Raw genomic sequence first — 15,877 nt, 5'->3', positions numbered from 1 at the left:
CGAAGACCTATGCACGCGAATGGCGCGGCGATGCGCACGCGAACGCATGGACAGGTTTGCAAAGGCGCTGGATTGCGTAGGACGAAGCGCGGCTAACAACACGTAGCGAGCAGTGGTCAGGTGGGCGTGGACGGCGCGGAGGAACCGGAATGTACGCGGGGTACATGCCGCACCGAGCACCGGCAGCCTGCACAGTCCGTTTGTTAGCTGCTCTGAAACCGGCGCCCGACACGGGGCTGCATGTCGCAGGCATCCCATGCAACTGGTCGATCCGCAAAGAGCGATGATCGCCCGATCAACGCATGTCTGAGCGAGCGGGTGATTGAACGACGCGCTTACGCGGCCTTCGTTTACTCGCGAAGATCTGGGCGTGGTGCGCAGCGAAGTTTCATGCGCTATAGCGATTACCGTATCGAACAACGTCCGGCGCCGTGCGAGCGATCGGTGCTGTCACTGACTCAGACAATGACGTTCGTCGCAGACACAGCGCGTGCTTTGCACTGGAGTCACTGCACTGGAGTCACTGAGGGATGCAGCTTCAAATTCGCTGATCGCAGTACGCACCGCGCGTCATGCAATGCATGGATAAGCTTGATCGGCACGCAGCGCGCACCAGTGTGCGTGCGCGCAGCGTGTGAGGAGCGCGTCGCCGGCATCATCCGGCCGACCCGCGCTCGCACCCTGTTCGCTGCGCTTACTTGGTCGGTTCGACCGGTGCCGGCTTATCCGTAGGCGCGGCCGGTTCGGCAGGTGTCTGCTTGTCGGCAGGTGCTGCGGGCTTGGCCGGGTCAGCTGGGGTGGCTGGCTTGGTTTTTTCCGTTGGCGCTGCCGGCTTGGCTGGGTCAGTTGGCTTGGCCTTGTCAGTGCTCGCCGGATGCGCTGCTGCCGGCTTAGGCTCGGACGCTGCCTTGGTGGCCGCCCTCGCCTTCTGTGCGGACTGGGCTTTTGCCTTGAGCGCGGCTTGCGCCTTGGCGGCCGAGCCGGGCTGCTTGAGCTCGGCCAGCGCTGCGGTGATCGGGCCATCGCCAGGCAATACATCGCCGGCGCTATAGCCCTCTTCGCCCTCGGCATCGCCGCGCAGATGGCCCGGCAAGGTGGCTTCGCTGAAATCGGCCAGGCTGGCCGGCACGTCGGCATCGCCGGGCTGCGGTTCGGGAGTGAGCATCACTTCCGGCACGATGCCGCTGGCCTGGATCGACTTGCCGCTGGGGGTGTAATAGCGCGCGGTGGTGAGCTTGACCGAGTCGCCGTTATCCAGCGGCAGCACGGTCTGCACCGAGCCCTTGCCGAAGGTGCGGCTACCGATGATGCGCGCGCGCTGGTTGTCGCGCAGCGCACCGGCCAGTACTTCGGAGGCGCTGGCCGAGCCGGCGTCTACCAGTACCACCACCGGTGCACCGCCGAGCAGATCGCCCGGAGTGGCATCGAACTTGGCGTCGCTGATCGAGATACGCCCGCGGGTGCTGACGATGTTGCCCTTGTCGAGCAGATCGTCGGCCACCTGCACCGCCGAGGTCAGCAGACCGCCCGGGTTGCTGCGCAAATCCAGCACCAGCCCGCGCAGTTTCCCGCCGGCCTGCAGCTGCTTGAGGTTCTTCTGGAAATCGGCGCCGGTGTCGGCCTGGAAGGTGCTGATGCGGATATAGCCGTAGCCCGGCTCCAGCAGCTTGCTGCGCACGCTGGCCACGCGAATGGTCTGCCGCTGCAGGGTCACATCGAACGGCTTGGGCGTCTTGTCGCGCACGATGGTCAGTGTGACCTTGCTGCCGGATTCGCCGCGCAGCGGCTCCATCGCCTTGCTGGCGTCGATCGGCTTGCCGTCGATGGCCACGATCACATCGCCTGCGCGAATGCCGGCGCGCGCCGCCGGGGTGTCGTCGATCGGCGCGATCACCTTGAGTGTGTTGTCCTGTTGCTGCAGCAGCTCCACGCCAATGCCGTCATAGGCACCGGTGGCCTGTTCGTCGAAGGCTTCGGCATCTTCCTTGTCGAAATAGGTGCTGTGCGGGTCCAGGTCAGAGAGCAGGCCGCGCACCGCGGCGTGCATCAGCTTCTTGTCTTCGACCGGGTCGACATAGGCCTGCTTGACCGCGTTGTACACCGCCACGAAGCGACGGATTTCGTCCAGCGGTACCTTGGAGACGGCGGCTTCATTGGCTTCCGGATCGTCCGCAGCGGCCTGGGCGGCGGCGGGACGGGCGGTCTGCGCCCAACCAGGCGACGCGAACAAGGCCAGCGACAGGGCAACGGACAGGACGGCTACGCGCATGAAGCACTCCGACAAAGAGATAAGACGCTCCGCACGACGGAGCTGACCGGATTATGCGCGAAGCAGCGGTAAATCCGCGTTGAATTACGCGCGTGTTGCGTGGACAGTTCGGTGGCGGCCAGCTGGCTGGCGACGGAAGCATGGATGTGTGACGCATTGGTGCGGCCGGGCATCTGCAACTCGAGTGCGGCGAGCGTGCAGCGCACGGGTGTCTGCTCGCATCCGGCCACCAACCACCAACCACCAACCGCAGTGCCATGCGCTGCTTCGATGTGCAGCCGGACAGTGCCGCGATGAAAGCATTGCCGGGGTGGCCGGCAAGGCCGCAGCGGTGAAACGCGCTGCATCGCTGCGATGTCGCCGCCACGTGCTGGTGCGCAGCGTCTGGCCGCTGCGGTGACCGCGGCGCGCTGCGGGGACGCACAGACGCTGATCACCGACCGCGGCAGCGGCCGGCAGCACGGCGGCGAGCTCCGCGATGCGCCGCGTCGGCACCCGCTCTCCGCACGCAGCGACTAGCGCCGTTGCAACCAGCTCGATGGGTCGACCGGCTGCCCATTACGCCGCAATTCGAAGTACAGCGCCGGCACGCCCTGCCCGCCCGAACTGCCGACCTTGGCCACCGCTTCGCCGCGCTTGATCGCCGCACCGGCATCGCGCAGCAAGGTGTCGTTGTGCGCGTACAGGCTCATGTAGCCGTTGCCGTGGTCCACGATCAGGATCATGCCGTAGCCGGTCATCCAGTCGGAAAACACCACCGTGCCGTCGGCCACCGCGGTGACCGTGCTGCCCTTGGGCGCGCCGATCAGCACGCCCTTGCTGGTGTGACCGTCGGGCAGTGTGGCGTTGAAGCGTGCCAGCAGATTGCCCGCCACCGGCCAGCTGAGCCCACCGACCTTGGGCGCCGGTGCGCTGGCGATGACCTTGGGCGGGGTCTTGCCGGGACGCTCCGGGCGATCGGTCTTGCCGCGCTTGGCCTGTGCGGCGGCTTCGGCAGCCGCGCGCTTTGCAGCCGCGCGGCGTTCGGCTTCGGCCTTGGCCGCGGCCGCGCGCAGATTGGCGAGCAGTTGCTCCAGCGACTTGGCATCCTGGCCCAGCGCCTTTTCGCGCTCGGCACGTTGTTTGTAGCGATCGTCCAGCTGCGCCACGGTGGCCGCCTGCTGCGAGCGGTCCTTCTGCAAGGTGGCCGCCTGCGCCTTTTGTTGCGCGCGGGCCGCATCCAGCGCCTGGCGCCGGGTGGCGATGTCCTGTTCCACCTTGGTCAGCGCATCCAGCTGCGTGGTCAGCGCGTGGATCCGCTGCGCGCGTGCGTTCTGCACGTAGCGGTGATCGGCGAGCATGCGGTTGGCATCGCCCACCGTGTCCTGCGACAGCAACACCTTCAACGGCGCGTTGCGGCCTACCTGATCGGCGGCGCGCAACAATGCGGCCAGCTGCACGCGCTGGTTCTGCAGGCCGCGCTGCAATTGCGCGCGGTCCTGTTGCAGCGTGGACAGATGCTGTTCCTGTGCGCGCATCGCCGCTTCGGTTTCGCTCAGTGCACGCGAGGTCTTGGCGACCTTTTCGTCGGCCTGGCGCAGTTGCTGCGCCGCGGTGCCGCGCTTGCCTTCCAGCTCGCGCCGATCGGCGCTGATGGTCTTGAGCTCATCGCGCAGCTGCTGCAGTTTGCGCTCGGTCTCGCGCTGGTTCTGCGCGCCCGCGCCGGTGCTGCCGAGCAGCATGCAGACCAACGCTGTCGTGGCCAGCCAGCTGCGGCCAACGCCGGTGGCGGAGACGAGCGGCAGACGCGGCAGCGGTACAGGCGAAGGGGGCAACGAAAGGTCCAGTGACTTCAGGCAGGTGCGCGATTGTAGCCAAGCATGATGTGATCGCCGCCACGCCCACGACAGACGCCACCGCGCGAGGTTCAGCATGAAGCTCCAGTATCTTCTCCTGGCATTGTCCCTGGCCTGCTCAACCGCCTGGGCCGAAGAAGGCATCAGCAAGGTCAACGGCCGCATCAGCGCCGAAGCCGGCAAGACCTACGGCGGCCTGGAAACGGTCAACGGCTCCATCGAGATCGGCGCCGGTGCGCAGACCCAGGATGTGGAAACCGTCAACGGCGGTATCACGATCGGCGATGGGGCCCGCACCGGCAGCGTGTCCACGGTCAACGGCGCCATTTCCCTGGGCCGCAAGGTCACCGTCTCCGGGGGCCTGGAAACGGTCAACGGCAGCGTGTTGGCTGAGCGCGGCAGCCAGGTCAGCGGTGGCGTGGAAACCGTCAACGGCAGTATCGGCCTGGTCGAAACCGAGCTCGGCAAGGACATCGAGACGGTCAACGGCGACATCACCGTTGGCGTGGGCTCGCATGTGCATGGCGGTATCGAGGTGACCAAGCCGAACTTCAGCTTTTCCTTCAAGCCCTCGCGCAAACCGCGCGTGGTGATCGGCCCCAAGGCGGTGGTCGATGGGCCGCTCAACTTCGAGCGCGATGTGGATCTGTACGTGCATCGCACCGCCAAGATCGGCGCGGTCACCGGTGCCACCGCACGCAGCTTCGAGTCGGACGTGGCGCCCAAGGACTGACGCGCTCACCACGCGCACGTTCTAAGATCGGGACTCCGCTGCACGAGGAGTTCCGATGCCCCGCAAGATCCTGTTGTGTCTGGCCGCGACCCTGGCCCTGGCCGGTTGCAAACGCGAATCGACCGACGCGCCGTCCGCACCGGCGGCGCAAACGCCGGCCGATGCCACGCCCAGCGCACCGGTCAGCCGGCACGCGTTTTCGCCGAAGCTGACCACCGGCGACTTTGCCGAGCTGGTCAAGACGCTGGCCTCGGACGACTTCGAAGGACGCGGCCCGGGCACGCCCGGCGAAGAAAAGACCGTGACCTATATCCGCGACCAGATGCAGCGCATCGGCTTGCAGCCGGGTAATGGCGATAGCTGGTTTCAGGAGGTGCCGATGGTGGAAACCACCGCCGACGCGGCTACCGCCCCCAGCCTGCGCAGCGGCGAGCAGACCCGCACCCTCGCCTTCGGCACCGACATCGTGGTGGGCACGCGTACCGGCCAACCCGAGGTCAAGCTGGACAACAGCGAGCTGGTGTTTGTCGGCTACGGCGTGGATGCGCCCGAGCAGCAATGGAACGATTACGCCGGCCAGGACTGGAAAGGCAAGACGGTGGTGATGTTCGTCAACGACCCTGGCTTCCATACCGGCGATGCCAAGTTGTTCGACGGCAAGCGCATGACCTATTACGGGCGCTGGACTTATAAATTCGAAGAGGCCGCGCGCAAGGGCGCAGCGGCGGCGTTGATCGTGCACGACACGCCCGGCGCCAGTTACGGCTGGGACGTGGTCAAGAACTCCTGGTCCGGCCCGCAATACGATCTACCGGCCAAGGACGACCCGGACCCGCGCCTGCCGGTACAGGGCTGGATCAGCGCAGACACCGCCAAGCAACTGTTCGCCAATGCCGGGCTGGACCTGGCACAGGCCTACAAGGACGCCAGCAAGCGCGGCTTCAAGCCGGTGCCGTTGAAGGCCAATTGGTCGGTAGATCTGAAGAGCAGCATCGCCGAAAAGACCTCGCGCAACGTGGTCGGTGTGCTGCCCGGCAGCAGCCACGCCGATGAGGCGGTGTTGTACATGGCGCACTGGGATCACCTGGGCAAGCATCCCGGCGAAACCGGCGACAACATCTACAACGGTGCAGTGGACAACGCCACCGGCGTGGCCGGCATTCTGGAAATCGCCGACGCCTTTGCGCATCAAGACCCCAAGCCGGCGCGCTCGGTGGTGTTCGTGGCGGTGACGCTGGAAGAATCCGGCTTGCTCGGGTCCAAGTACTACGTGGCCAACCCGAGCTTCCCGTTGGACAAGATCGCTGCGGTGATCAACCTGGACGCGATGTCGGTGGCCGGGCGCGCACGCGATGTCACCGTGGTGGGCATGGGTAGCTCGGAACTGGAAGACATCCTCAAACCGATCGCCGCGATGCAGGGCCGCACGCTGCACGCCGAGGCCACGCCGGAAAGCGGCTCGTACTTCCGCTCGGACCACTTCAACTTCGCCAAGGCCGGCGTGCCGGCGCTGTATGCCGATGGCGGCGAAGACCTGCGCGACGGCGGCACCGCAGCCGGACGTGCGGCTGCCCAGGATTACGGCCGCAATCGCTATCACGCGCCCGGCGATGAGTACGACGCAGCCACCTGGAAGCTCGACGGCACTATCGAAGATCTGCAAGCGGTGTATGGCGTCGGCAAGGACGTGGCCGCGGGCGACCGTTGGCCCAACTGGTACCCCGGCAATCCGTTCAAGGCCGCGCGCGACCGCATGCTGGCCGGCAAGCCGGGCGCCGGCGCCGCGGCAGCGCAGCCTGCCGCAGGCAACACCGACCCGAAGAATGCCAAACCAAACAACGCCAAGGAGGCGGATACAAAGAACGCCGCGCCTGCGCGGTGAGGCGTGCAAGGAGCTCGCTTGTTCGTGCGGTGAGGGATGCAGCGTGCGCTGTTGTGCCGGCGCTGGCCGCTGAAGCGAGTTACGTGCAAGACAAAGGGCCTCCGATTGGAGGCCCTTTGTTTTTAGTCGTGCTTCGTGGGTGGCGATAGAGTGTTGGCTAGCAGGTGCTGCGACGTCGCTAAATGTCGCATCAGATTCGATGCCGGCTGCAACTGCTGCTCACTGTGCATCTCAACCAGCGCCCTGCCCTGTCCACCCGACGCACACGCGTTCAAGCACACTCAATCGTTGTGGACGCTGACCACGTGCCCATCGTCGGGATCCACGTGCAACTCGACCTTCTGCCCGTTGTGCTTTGCATCGGCCTTCCACAAGCCATCCTTGAACTTGAGATCGTGCACGTCTGCGTAGCCGCCAGTGGACAGCGCCGCGCGGACGTCGGCTTCGCTCAGCCGCGATGCGGTCTGGTCGCCATAAACGCGCCCCGTGACCGGATCAATGTGGACATCCACATCCTTGCCATCGCCGCTGCGGGCATCGGCAGTCCACACGCCGTGCTCGAATTTGACGTCGTGCACCTTGGTGTAGCCCTTGGCGGTCAACATGCTGGTCACCTCGTTGGAGGTGAGCGCCTTGGCCGGCTTGGCGGCGTCCTGCGCAAACGCGCCCTGCGAAACAAGCGTCAGCGCGCCGATCAGTGCGGTGGTCATCATGCGATGTGCCATGAGAAGGCTCCTGCTGTGAAGTGCCGCCATGCTCGCCGCCTTGGGATCGTGGCTGGGTGAAAACATGGAAAATCCAGTTAGAGAAATTCAGTTAACTGAAAGTCGTGATCGCTCTTCATCGCTTCTGCACGTTGGATTTACATTTTGATCCCAGTGCGCAGGCATTGCATGACAGATGTCGACCACAATGCTCAAGTCATCCAATAAAAAAAGCCGCCTTGCGGCGGCTTGTCGTGTCGTGTGTTCAGCGCGTGGTGCGCGCTGCAGGTGCAGGTATGGGTGCGGCTAGGCGTGCAGCGGCGGTGCCGGGTGCACGGGTTGCGCTTGCGGCCTGCGGCGAGAGGATCGTCATCTGCGGTTTGTCGGTGCCGTCCTTGTTCGGATGCACGTTGTAGGCGTAGGAGAGATTCCACCACGAACCTGCCGCCCACCACGTCCAACCCAGCCACACGTCCGCATTGCTTTCCATGTAGCCGAGCATGCCTTGCAGCGCTTCATTGCAGACAGGGTTATTGGCAGTACCGAATTCGGCCAGAAAGCCACGTTTACGATTGGTGCGCAGCCATTCGGTGAAATTGCGCAAACGCTCGGCGCCGATGGTGGAGCTGACGCAGACGCTGCTGGTGCCGCTGGAATCGGCGTCCAGATATTGATGCACTTCGAATGCGTACCGATTGAGCGGGTCATTGATGGCCGCCAGCGCAGTGGCGTTGGAGTAGCCATCGCTGGTGGGCGAATACCAGCTGTGCGCACCCGTCCACAAGGCGCCGGGCACCAGGATCAGATTGTTGGCACCGGTCCTGCGAATCGCATCGATGGCCGCTTGCGCAGTGCCGGCCCATTCGCTGGACGAAATATTGTTGGGCTCGTTCATCAGCCCGAAGATCACCGTGTTGTCGCCATTGAATGCCACTGCAAGACGGCGCCATAGATCGGTAAAGGTGGCCACCGGCACTTCCGGTCCGCCGATTCTGTAACCGTAGTATTTGGCGTAATTGTGGATATCGATGACCAGATACATGCCCGAGGCCTTGGCACGCGCCACCGCCTGTTGCACCAGGGCCAGCTGCACCGGATCCAGCTCGCCGCGCGCGCTGGGTTGCAGACGCTCCCACAAGATCGGCAAGCGGATCGTATTCATTCCGACGCCGGCGAAATAACTGTAATCGTTGGCCGAGGCGTACATATAGTCTTTATTGAGCACGCCGGGTTTTTTGGATGACGCAAATTCGGCACCGGATAAATTGACGCCGGCATAGGTCAGTGCGCGTGTCTGCGCGTACGCGCATGACGTCCCGACAAGCAATATGAAACACAGGGCGCACGCAGCAAGGTGGCGTAGTGGAAAAGATGGACGTGACATGAAGCAACTCCTGGGCGGGTAAGATGCGTCGCCGCCCCAATGGCGTGCGATCGGCGCAAGGTGCGCTGCATCTGCGTGTTGCGATGCATCACGTGTGCCAAAGAGTGGTAAATCAATGAATACGCCAGGAAGTGCGAACCACTGCGCACTTAATATGGAAGAGCACGTTTATGCGTGCATATCGGTTATCACTAAAGAGCCGTCATTCTCGCGATACGCACGGGTATGTGCCGAGATGCTGGCGGAATTTGGCAATGTGCCAGTTGCATGGCGCCATCTCGGTGGCGCGGTCATTTCCGATATCCACAAAAGCGATGCCGTTGCGAAAACGGCACCGCTGGCAAAGCACGCAGGGTTGAATCAGCGCGCGATGCGACGTGCGTGCGCACTCAGGATGGACAGCTGCGGTTTGTCGCGTCCATTGCGATCGGGCTGCAACGTAAAGGGGTAATCGCCACGCCACCAGGCGCCGGCGGCCCAGGCGCTGGAACCCAGCCAGACATCGCGGTTTGCCTCTAAATACCGCAGCATGCCATCCAGCGCGCGCATGCAGGTCGGGTTGGTTGAGGCGCCAAATTCGCCCAAGAACCCACGCTTGCGCTGGGTACGCAACCAACCGGTAAAGCTTCGCAAGCGTTCGGCACCGATGGTAGCGCTCACACAACCGGCACTGGTGCCGCTGGAATCGGTATCCAGATATTGGTGCACCTCGATGGCGTACCGGTTGAGCGGGTCGCGGAGAGAGGCCAGCGCAACTGCGTTGGATTGCCCGGCGATGGTGGAATACCAACTGTGTGCTCCGGACCACAGTGCGCCGGGTACCAGGATGAGGTTGTTGGCGCCGGTAGCGCGGATACCGTCGATCGCTGCCTGTGCGGCTGCGGCCCAATTCTGCGGCGCAATGTCGTAGGGCTCGTTCATCAGCCCGAAGATCACCGCGTTATCGTTCTTGAAGGCCACCGCCAACCGCTTCCACACATCGGTGAAGGTGCTGACCGGCACGCGCGGGGTGCCGATCTTCTGTCCGTAGTATTTGGCGTAGTTGTGGATATCCACGATCAACACCATGTTCGCTGCCTTGGCGTTGGCCACGGCCTGCCGGATCAGTGCAAGTTGTGCGGGGTCCAGTGGGCCTTGCGGCTTGGGTTGCAGCCGCTCCCACAAGACGGGCAGGCGTACCACGTTCATGCCGGTGTTGGCGAAGTGCTGGTATTCGCCGGGAGTGGGATAGCGATAATCGACATTGACGACGCCGGGGCGTTTTGCCGAGGCGATTTCTGCGCCGGACAGATTGATACCTGCAAGACGCAGCGCACCGCTTTGTGCCTGCGCACGCGGAAGCGCCACCAGCAACAGCGCGGCCAGCGCACAGCACAGCAGCTGGCGCGGCCAGGTAGGGGAGGGGGACATGGGGAACTCCTGAAGCATCTACGGGGGGAGATGCGTTGCATCGCAGTTGTTCGCATGCACAACGCATCAACCTCAGCCTATGCGCATCTGCCGCGCGCAACTACGGATGCGAGGTATCACTGCATCAAGCTGTGCGGTGCTTCGCAGTTGCAAGCTGTTTTTGTCGATGCACTGCGCGTGTTGCGAGAACGCCTTGAATCAGCGGCTCTGCTGCAACTTCGCAATGGTATTGGTCGCATCAATGCATCGGCGTTGATGCGATGACAGCGACTGCGTCAATGCTGGCGTGCACGGACACGCATGACGCAACGCGCGGACGCAGACGTGCCTGCATGCGCCGAGCACCGCAATCGCGTAGCACGGAGTAGGGCGGTTTTGCTTTGCGCGCCTAGCGAGATCCACTGCCATGATCGTGGTCGATGGCGATGGATCCATCTTCGAGGCAATGCTCTCGGCGACGACGACAGCTGCATCCACCGAAACCGGACCTGCAGCAGCGGCGTGGCGAGGTCCATATCGCGCCAACGTTCGTCCACCGCATGGTAGTCATCAATCAGCCGCAGTCCCGAGTCCCGCCCGAGATCCAGCGGTAACCGTGGACACTGCATTGCGACGCAAAAAGAACGGACGACCTACCAGCGTCGCCCGCGTCTTATTGATTTAGACCGCTGCCGTCAGTGCTTGCCCGCGCGGCGTGCGTACTTGCTCAGAATCCTGATCTGCGGCTTGTCGCTGCCGTCCTTGCCCGGTTGCACGGTGAAAAAGTAATCCGGCTTCCACCATGCGCCGGCGGCCCACCAGGTCCAGCCCAGCCACACGTCGCTGTTCTTTTCCATGTAGGTCAGCATGCCTTCCAGCGCCTTGTCGCAGACCGGATTGTTGGCGGTGCCGAATTCGCCCAGAAAGCCCTTCTGCTTGTTCTCGCGCAGCCAGTCGGTAAAGCCGCGCAGCTTTTCTTCGCCCACGCTGTCGCTGGTGCATTGCGGCTTGGTGCCGCTGTAGTCGTTGTCCAGATACTGGTGCGCTTCGAAGGCCAGGTTGTTGCCGGGGTCCTTGAGGATGGCCAGCGCCTTGGCATTGGAGACGCCGTAGCTGCTGCTGCGCCAGCTGTGCGCGCCGGTATACGCGGTGCCCGGCACCAGGATTAGGTTGCGGGCGCCGGTCTTGCGGATCGTGTTGATCGCGCCTTGCGCAGCCGTGGCCCAGTCGGTTGCGGAGATGCCGTTGGGCTCATTCATCAGCCCGAAGATCACCGCCTTGTCGTCCTTGAACTCCAGCGCCAGCCGGCGCCACAGATCGGCCAGTGCGGCAGGGGGCACCTCGTCGGTGCCGATGCGCTTGCCGTTGTATTTGGCGTAGTTGTGCAGATCCAGGATCAAGAACTGCTTGTTCGCCTTGGCCGCTTCGAGCGATTTCTTGATCAGCCCCAACTGCGCCGTATCCAGCTCGCCGTTGAGTTCGGGTTGCAGACGCTCCCAAAGAAACGGCAGGCGGATCGTGTTCATGCCCTTGCCGGCGAAATAGGTGAAATCCGAGGCCGCCGGGTAGGTGTAGTCCTTGAACAAGGTGCCGGGCTTCTTGCGTGAGTTGAACTCGGCGCCGGACAGATTGACGCCGACATACTTCAGGCCAGTGGACTCCTTCTTCGGACTATTGGGCTCTTTGGCGTGCGCCATCGGCATTGCTGCGAGCAAGGTCAGTGCGAGCGCGGCGCTACGCAGACTGGGGAATTTTTTGGGAGCGCGGAACATGGAAGCCTCCTTCGGCATCGACGTGGGTGGCCGCGGGGGAGGGCACGGCCAGCTGGGATGGTGCAGGGCGATCGGGTACCTGATGAGCCTAGAAGCTCAGGCGTTAGCGCCCCATTCACGCCGTGCAACATGGATTTGATCGGGATCGAACACCTGCGCAGCGCATGATGCTGCTCCGGTAGCGTCCGCAACACGACACACAAGACGCACTGTCGCAGGAGCGCGACGGGCCCCTGTCTTAAGCTACCGCTTCCATTTTCTTCTGTTGTTCGCATATGCGAATGACATCATGCCCGGAGCCTCCCATGAGCCAAGCCCACGCCTTTGCCGCCCAAGCCGCCGACCAGCCGCTTGCCCCGTTCGCGTTCGAACGCCGCGCGCCTGGCCCTGACGATGTGCAGATCGACATCGCCTATTGCGGCGTGTGTCACTCGGACCTGCACACCGCACGCAATGAGTGGCACAACACGCGGTATCCGGTGGTACCCGGCCACGAGATCGTCGGCCGCGTGACCGCCGTCGGTAGCGCCGTCACCGGCTTCAAGGTCGGCGACCTGGCCGGCGTTGGTTGCATGGTCGACAGCTGCCGCAGCTGCGCCTCCTGCCAGGAAGGTGAGGAGCAGTACTGCGAAGCCGGCTTCACCGGCACCTATAACGGCCCGATGTTCGGCGGCGGCGAGAACACCTACGGCGGTTACTCCGACCATATCGTGGTCGACCAGAAGTACGTGCTGCGCATCTCGCACACCGACAACCTGGCTGCCGTGGCGCCGCTGCTGTGCGCCGGCATCACCACCTATTCGCCGCTGGCGCACTGGAAGGTGGGCCCGGGGCAGAAGGTGGGCGTGGTTGGTCTGGGTGGCCTGGGCCACATGGGCGTGAAGATCGCCAAGGCGATGGGCGCCACCGTGGTGCTGTTCACCACCTCAGAGAACAAGCGCGCCGATGCGATGCGCCTGGGCGCCAGCGAAGTGGTGATCTCCAAGGACGAAGCGCAGATGGCTGCGCAGTACAACACTCTGGATTTCATCCTCAACACCGTGGCCGCACCGCATAACCTGGACCCGTTCATCAATGCGCTCAAGCGCGACGGCGCCATGGTGCTGGTGGGCGTGCCCGAGGAATCGCACCCGTCGCCGGCCGTGTTCAACCTGGTGATGAAGCGCCGCACCCTGGCCGGCTCGCTGATCGGCGGCATCCGCCAGACCCAGGAAATGCTGGATTTCTGCGCCAAGCACAACATCGTCTCGGACATCGAAACCATCCGCGCCGACCAAATCAACGAGGCCTACGAGCGCATGCTCAAGAGCGACGTGAAGTACCGCTTCGTCATCGATATGGCTACGCTGGATAAGGCAGCCTGATTGGTTGTTGCGTCAGGCTGTAATGCTGCCGCCTGCGTCGTTGTTCGGCGCAAGCGGTAGTACGTTTTGCTATTTCGCCGGTGGGTTAACCAACGATGTGGACAGAGGGTTCCTTTGTGCATAGAACGTTGACGCACTCAGAGTGGTCAGCGATAAAAAACTCCATAACGTCGCCGTAAAATCCTGTTGGAATATACGACTCACGTATTTCATCGTGCTGGCTCCATCCGCCTGAAAGAACCTGAGAGATGATTGCTCCCTCTATCTCGTCAAATGATTCCATGTTGCAGCGCCAGAATTCGGAGAAATCGCGTTCGTCCAATATCTTTACGCCAACAACATCATTGAAAATAACTTGGACAGTCCTGTTTGAGGCGTGGGCAGTCAAGTGTACGACGCAGCTGTTTTTTTCATAAACAATCTTCGAAACTGATGTGTATTCATTTAAAACTGAGCTGGGCAAGTTACGTAAGGTCAATTTCTTCATGTCTTATGTCTAATCGAGCCAAGTCTCGGTTTGGCTTGTGTTGATACTTGTTAAGGCCGCAACGTGCGGACCCCAGCTGGAACAATAGATTAAGTCGGATACGCAGACGCATGCGCATGGCCCAAGATATCTCCGTAAAGTATCCATTGAGATTGATCTGGTGTTGTTTTGAAAACAAACCATAGCGCGCCGATCCTACGAAAGATTCTTTGCCTCGTTGAGCCACGCGCGATCCATATGGTCCTCAGCCTCACGCCGCAGCCGGCTCCTTGACCTGCGCTTTGACGCCCAGCAGCTGCACGATGCTTGCTGCCGCATCGCGGCCTTCGGCCACGGCCGTCACGACCAGGTCGGCGCCGCGCACGCAGTCGCCGCCGGCGAACAGGCGCGGGTTGGTGGTCTGGTAGGGCAGGCGCTCTCCGTTGGCGTCGGCCGGGGCGACGATGCGGCCGTTGCTGCCGGCTTCCACGCCTTGCGAAGCCAGCCAGTCGGGCAGGGTCGGGGAGAAGCCGAAGGCGATGATCACCACGTCCGCTTCCAACAGCGATTCGCTGTCTTCCACCGGCACCGCGTTGCGGCGCCCGTTGGCATCGGGTTCGCCGAGTCTGGTTTCCACGACGGTGACGCCGATGGCTTCGTCGTCGGCGCCGGATTCGATCGACAGCGGCTGGCGGTTGAACAGGAAGCGCACGCCTTCTTCGCGCGCATTGGCCACTTCGCGCGCCGAGCCGGGCATGCTGGCTTCGTCGCGGCGGTAGGCGCAGGTGACCTTGGCCGCGCCCAGGCGGATGGCGCTACGCACGCAGTCCATGCCGGTGTCGCCTCCGCCCAGCACCACCACGCGCTTGCCGTTGAGGTCGGGCAGGGCCATCTGGTCTTCCCAGCCGGCGATCGGGCGGCCGTGCGGGTCGTTGCCGCTGACGATGCGGCTGTTCTGCACCAGGAACGGCAGCGCCGGCAGCACATTCTTCAGGTCCTGCCCGGGCAGGCCGCCATCGGTGTAGCGGTAGGCGCCGGTGCCCAGGAACACGGCATCGTATTCGCCCAGCAACTGCTCGATGCTGACGTCCTTGCCGATCTCCACGCCCAGGCGGAATTGCACGCCCATGCCTTCGAGGATCTCGCGACGCTTGCCGATCACCGACTTGTCCAGCTTGAAGCTGGGAATGCCGAACTGCAGCAGCCCGCCGATCTGCTCGTAGCGGTCGTAGACCACCGCTTCGATACCGGCGCGCGCCAACCTGTCCGCACACGACAGCCCGGCCGGGCCGGCGCCGATCACCGCCACGCGCCAGCCAGTGGGCTGCACGTTGCCCAGATCCGGGCGCCAGCCCATCTTGAAGGCGGTATCGACGATGTACTTTTCCACCGCGCCGATGGTGACCGCGCCGAACTCTTCCAGCGTGCAGCTGCCTTCGCACAGGCGGTCTTGCGGACACACGCGCCCGCACACTTCCGGCAGCGGGTTGGTGGAATGGCACAGCGCGGCGGCTTCTTCGATGCGGTTTTCCTGCACCAGCTGCAGCCATTGCGGGATGGCGTTGTGCACCGGGCACTTCCAGCTGCAGTACGGGTTGCCGCAGTCCAGACAGCGGCCGGACTGGTACTGCGCGTCGGCCTTGTCGAACTTGCCGTACAACTCGCCCCAGTCGCCGGAGGTGCGCAGCTCCACCGGGATGCGGGTGGGCATGGTCCGCGGCAGGTCGAGGAATTGGAAGGCTTGCTTGCGGCTCATAAGAAAATCCGTGGCTGATTCCCTTCTTCCGTGTAAGGAAGAAGGTGCCCTAAGGGGCGGATAAGGGTCGGCGGGGCCTGTGCCCTCACCCCCGCCCCCTCTCCCGCAGGCGGGAGAGGGGAGTACTGCGATGACTCTGACGATGCGCTGTCAGCATTGCGATTGCAGGCGTCCTTCTCCCGTGTACGGGAGAAGGTGCCCCGAAGGGGCGGATGAGGGTTGCGGGCCTGAGCCCTCACCCCCGACCCCTCTCCCGCAGGCGGGAGAGGGGAGTACTGCGATGACTCTGACGATGCGCTGTCAGCATTGCGATTGCGTGCGTC

General features: G+C 63.5%; 13 protein-coding genes and 1 other RNA gene. 5 read left to right on the top strand and 9 right to left on the bottom strand.

Annotated elements, in window-relative coordinates; translation table 11 throughout:
- Positions 1 to 90: 90 nt before the first annotated feature.
- Together RQH86_RS17960 and RQH86_RS17955 are read right to left on the bottom strand one after the other, a co-directional pair.
- Positions 91 to 166, bottom strand: a non-coding RNA gene (locus tag RQH86_RS17960) — sX9 sRNA.
- 528 nt (positions 167 to 694) lie between these two features.
- Positions 695 to 2,269, bottom strand: a complete 1,575-nt coding sequence (locus tag RQH86_RS17955) for a S41 family peptidase (protein WP_311238170.1) — start codon at positions 2,267 to 2,269, stop codon at positions 695 to 697.
- Between the two features lie 354 nt (positions 2,270 to 2,623).
- Here RQH86_RS17955 and RQH86_RS17950 point away from each other — a divergent pair, with 354 nt between their 5' ends.
- The gene (locus RQH86_RS17950) at positions 2,624 to 2,788 is read left to right on the top strand and encodes a hypothetical protein (RefSeq protein WP_311238169.1); all 165 of its coding nucleotides are present in this window, start codon (positions 2,624 to 2,626) and stop codon (positions 2,786 to 2,788) included.
- Here the strand turns inward: RQH86_RS17950 and RQH86_RS17945 are convergent.
- Positions 2,785 to 4,083 (bottom strand): peptidoglycan DD-metalloendopeptidase family protein, encoded by a 1,299-nt coding sequence (locus RQH86_RS17945; RefSeq protein WP_311238168.1) that lies wholly within the window; start codon positions 4,081 to 4,083, stop codon positions 2,785 to 2,787. The genes RQH86_RS17950 and RQH86_RS17945 overlap by 4 nt on opposite strands.
- 97 nt (positions 4,084 to 4,180) lie before the next feature.
- Between RQH86_RS17945 and RQH86_RS17940 the strand changes: the two genes are divergently transcribed.
- Positions 4,181 to 4,837 carry a hypothetical protein gene (locus RQH86_RS17940; RefSeq protein WP_311238167.1) on the top strand — a complete coding sequence of 219 codons (657 nt, stop codon included), beginning with the start codon at positions 4,181 to 4,183 and terminating at the stop codon, positions 4,835 to 4,837.
- Between the two features lie 55 nt (positions 4,838 to 4,892).
- On the top strand, positions 4,893 to 6,719 hold the full coding sequence (locus RQH86_RS17935; RefSeq protein ID WP_311238166.1) for a M28 family metallopeptidase: 1,827 nt from the start codon (positions 4,893 to 4,895) through the stop codon (positions 6,717 to 6,719).
- 281 nt (positions 6,720 to 7,000) lie between these two features.
- Here RQH86_RS17935 and RQH86_RS17930 read toward each other — a convergent pair whose 3' ends face one another.
- The 3 genes from RQH86_RS17930 to RQH86_RS17920 form a co-directional block, all read right to left on the bottom strand.
- Positions 7,001 to 7,444, bottom strand: a complete 444-nt coding sequence (locus RQH86_RS17930) for a PepSY domain-containing protein (protein ID WP_311238165.1) — start codon at positions 7,442 to 7,444, stop codon at positions 7,001 to 7,003.
- 244 nt (positions 7,445 to 7,688) lie between these two features.
- The gene (locus RQH86_RS17925; RefSeq protein WP_311238164.1) at positions 7,689 to 8,807 is read right to left on the bottom strand and encodes a glycoside hydrolase family 5 protein; all 1,119 of its coding nucleotides are present in this window, start codon (positions 8,805 to 8,807) and stop codon (positions 7,689 to 7,691) included.
- Positions 8,808 to 9,167: 360 nt separating this feature from the next.
- Positions 9,168 to 10,217: a glycoside hydrolase family 5 protein gene (locus tag RQH86_RS17920; protein ID WP_311238163.1), complete on the bottom strand. Its 1,050-nt coding sequence runs from the start codon at positions 10,215 to 10,217 to the stop codon at positions 9,168 to 9,170.
- 54 nt (positions 10,218 to 10,271) lie between these two features.
- On the opposite strand from RQH86_RS17920, the gene RQH86_RS17915 reads away from it, so the two are divergent.
- On the top strand, positions 10,272 to 10,481 hold the full coding sequence (locus RQH86_RS17915) for a hypothetical protein (protein ID WP_311238162.1): 210 nt from the start codon (positions 10,272 to 10,274) through the stop codon (positions 10,479 to 10,481).
- A gap of 410 nt (positions 10,482 to 10,891) precedes the next feature.
- On the opposite strand, the gene RQH86_RS17910 is transcribed toward RQH86_RS17915, so the two are convergent.
- Positions 10,892 to 11,968, bottom strand: a complete 1,077-nt coding sequence (locus RQH86_RS17910; RefSeq protein WP_311238161.1) for a glycoside hydrolase family 5 protein — start codon at positions 11,966 to 11,968, stop codon at positions 10,892 to 10,894.
- A 305-nt stretch (positions 11,969 to 12,273) separates the two neighbouring features.
- Here RQH86_RS17910 and RQH86_RS17905 point away from each other — a divergent pair, with 305 nt between their 5' ends.
- The gene (locus RQH86_RS17905; RefSeq protein ID WP_055852622.1) at positions 12,274 to 13,332 is read left to right on the top strand and encodes an NAD(P)-dependent alcohol dehydrogenase; all 1,059 of its coding nucleotides are present in this window, start codon (positions 12,274 to 12,276) and stop codon (positions 13,330 to 13,332) included.
- Positions 13,333 to 13,417: 85 nt separating this feature from the next.
- On the opposite strand, the gene RQH86_RS17900 is transcribed toward RQH86_RS17905, so the two are convergent.
- Both RQH86_RS17900 and RQH86_RS17895 read right to left on the bottom strand, forming a co-directional pair.
- The gene (locus RQH86_RS17900; protein WP_153066193.1) at positions 13,418 to 13,819 is read right to left on the bottom strand and encodes a hypothetical protein; all 402 of its coding nucleotides are present in this window, start codon (positions 13,817 to 13,819) and stop codon (positions 13,418 to 13,420) included.
- 250 nt (positions 13,820 to 14,069) lie between these two features.
- Entirely contained in the window at positions 14,070 to 15,554 is a 1,485-nt protein-coding gene (locus RQH86_RS17895) for an FAD-dependent oxidoreductase (RefSeq protein ID WP_115526554.1), read from the bottom strand.
- Positions 15,555 to 15,877: the final 323 nt, after the last annotated feature.

The sequence above is a fragment of the Xanthomonas sp. WCS2018Noco2-27 genome (assembly GCF_031843525.1).
In the GTDB taxonomy this organism is placed as follows: Bacteria; Pseudomonadota; Gammaproteobacteria; order Xanthomonadales; family Xanthomonadaceae; genus Xanthomonas.
Note: the sequence above shows the minus strand (reverse complement) of the source record. Positions and strands in the feature narration are given on the sequence as shown.

Bases quoted from the DNA above. Each gene is read 5' to 3' on its own strand.
- RQH86_RS17940 (WP_311238167.1), top strand. From the start codon at position 4,181: ATGAAGCTCCAGTATCTTCTCCTGGCATTGTCCCTGGCCTGCTCAACC.
- RQH86_RS17910 (WP_311238161.1), bottom strand. From the start codon at position 11,968: ATGTTCCGCGCTCCCAAAAAATTCCCCAGTCTGCGTAGCGCCGCGCTC.
- RQH86_RS17900 (WP_153066193.1), bottom strand. From the start codon at position 13,819: ATGAAGAAATTGACCTTACGTAACTTGCCCAGCTCAGTTTTAAATGAA.
- RQH86_RS17905 (WP_055852622.1), top strand. From the start codon at position 12,274: ATGAGCCAAGCCCACGCCTTTGCCGCCCAAGCCGCCGACCAGCCGCTT.
- RQH86_RS17950 (WP_311238169.1), top strand. From the start codon at position 2,624: ATGTCGCCGCCACGTGCTGGTGCGCAGCGTCTGGCCGCTGCGGTGACC.
- RQH86_RS17915 (WP_311238162.1), top strand. From the start codon at position 10,272: ATGCACAACGCATCAACCTCAGCCTATGCGCATCTGCCGCGCGCAACT.
- RQH86_RS17955 (WP_311238170.1), bottom strand. From the start codon at position 2,269: ATGCGCGTAGCCGTCCTGTCCGTTGCCCTGTCGCTGGCCTTGTTCGCG.
- RQH86_RS17920 (WP_311238163.1), bottom strand. From the start codon at position 10,217: ATGTCCCCCTCCCCTACCTGGCCGCGCCAGCTGCTGTGCTGTGCGCTG.
- RQH86_RS17925 (WP_311238164.1), bottom strand. From the start codon at position 8,807: ATGTCACGTCCATCTTTTCCACTACGCCACCTTGCTGCGTGCGCCCTG.
- RQH86_RS17935 (WP_311238166.1), top strand. From the start codon at position 4,893: ATGCCCCGCAAGATCCTGTTGTGTCTGGCCGCGACCCTGGCCCTGGCC.
- RQH86_RS17895 (WP_115526554.1), bottom strand. From the start codon at position 15,554: ATGAGCCGCAAGCAAGCCTTCCAATTCCTCGACCTGCCGCGGACCATG.
- RQH86_RS17930 (WP_311238165.1), bottom strand. From the start codon at position 7,444: ATGGCACATCGCATGATGACCACCGCACTGATCGGCGCGCTGACGCTT.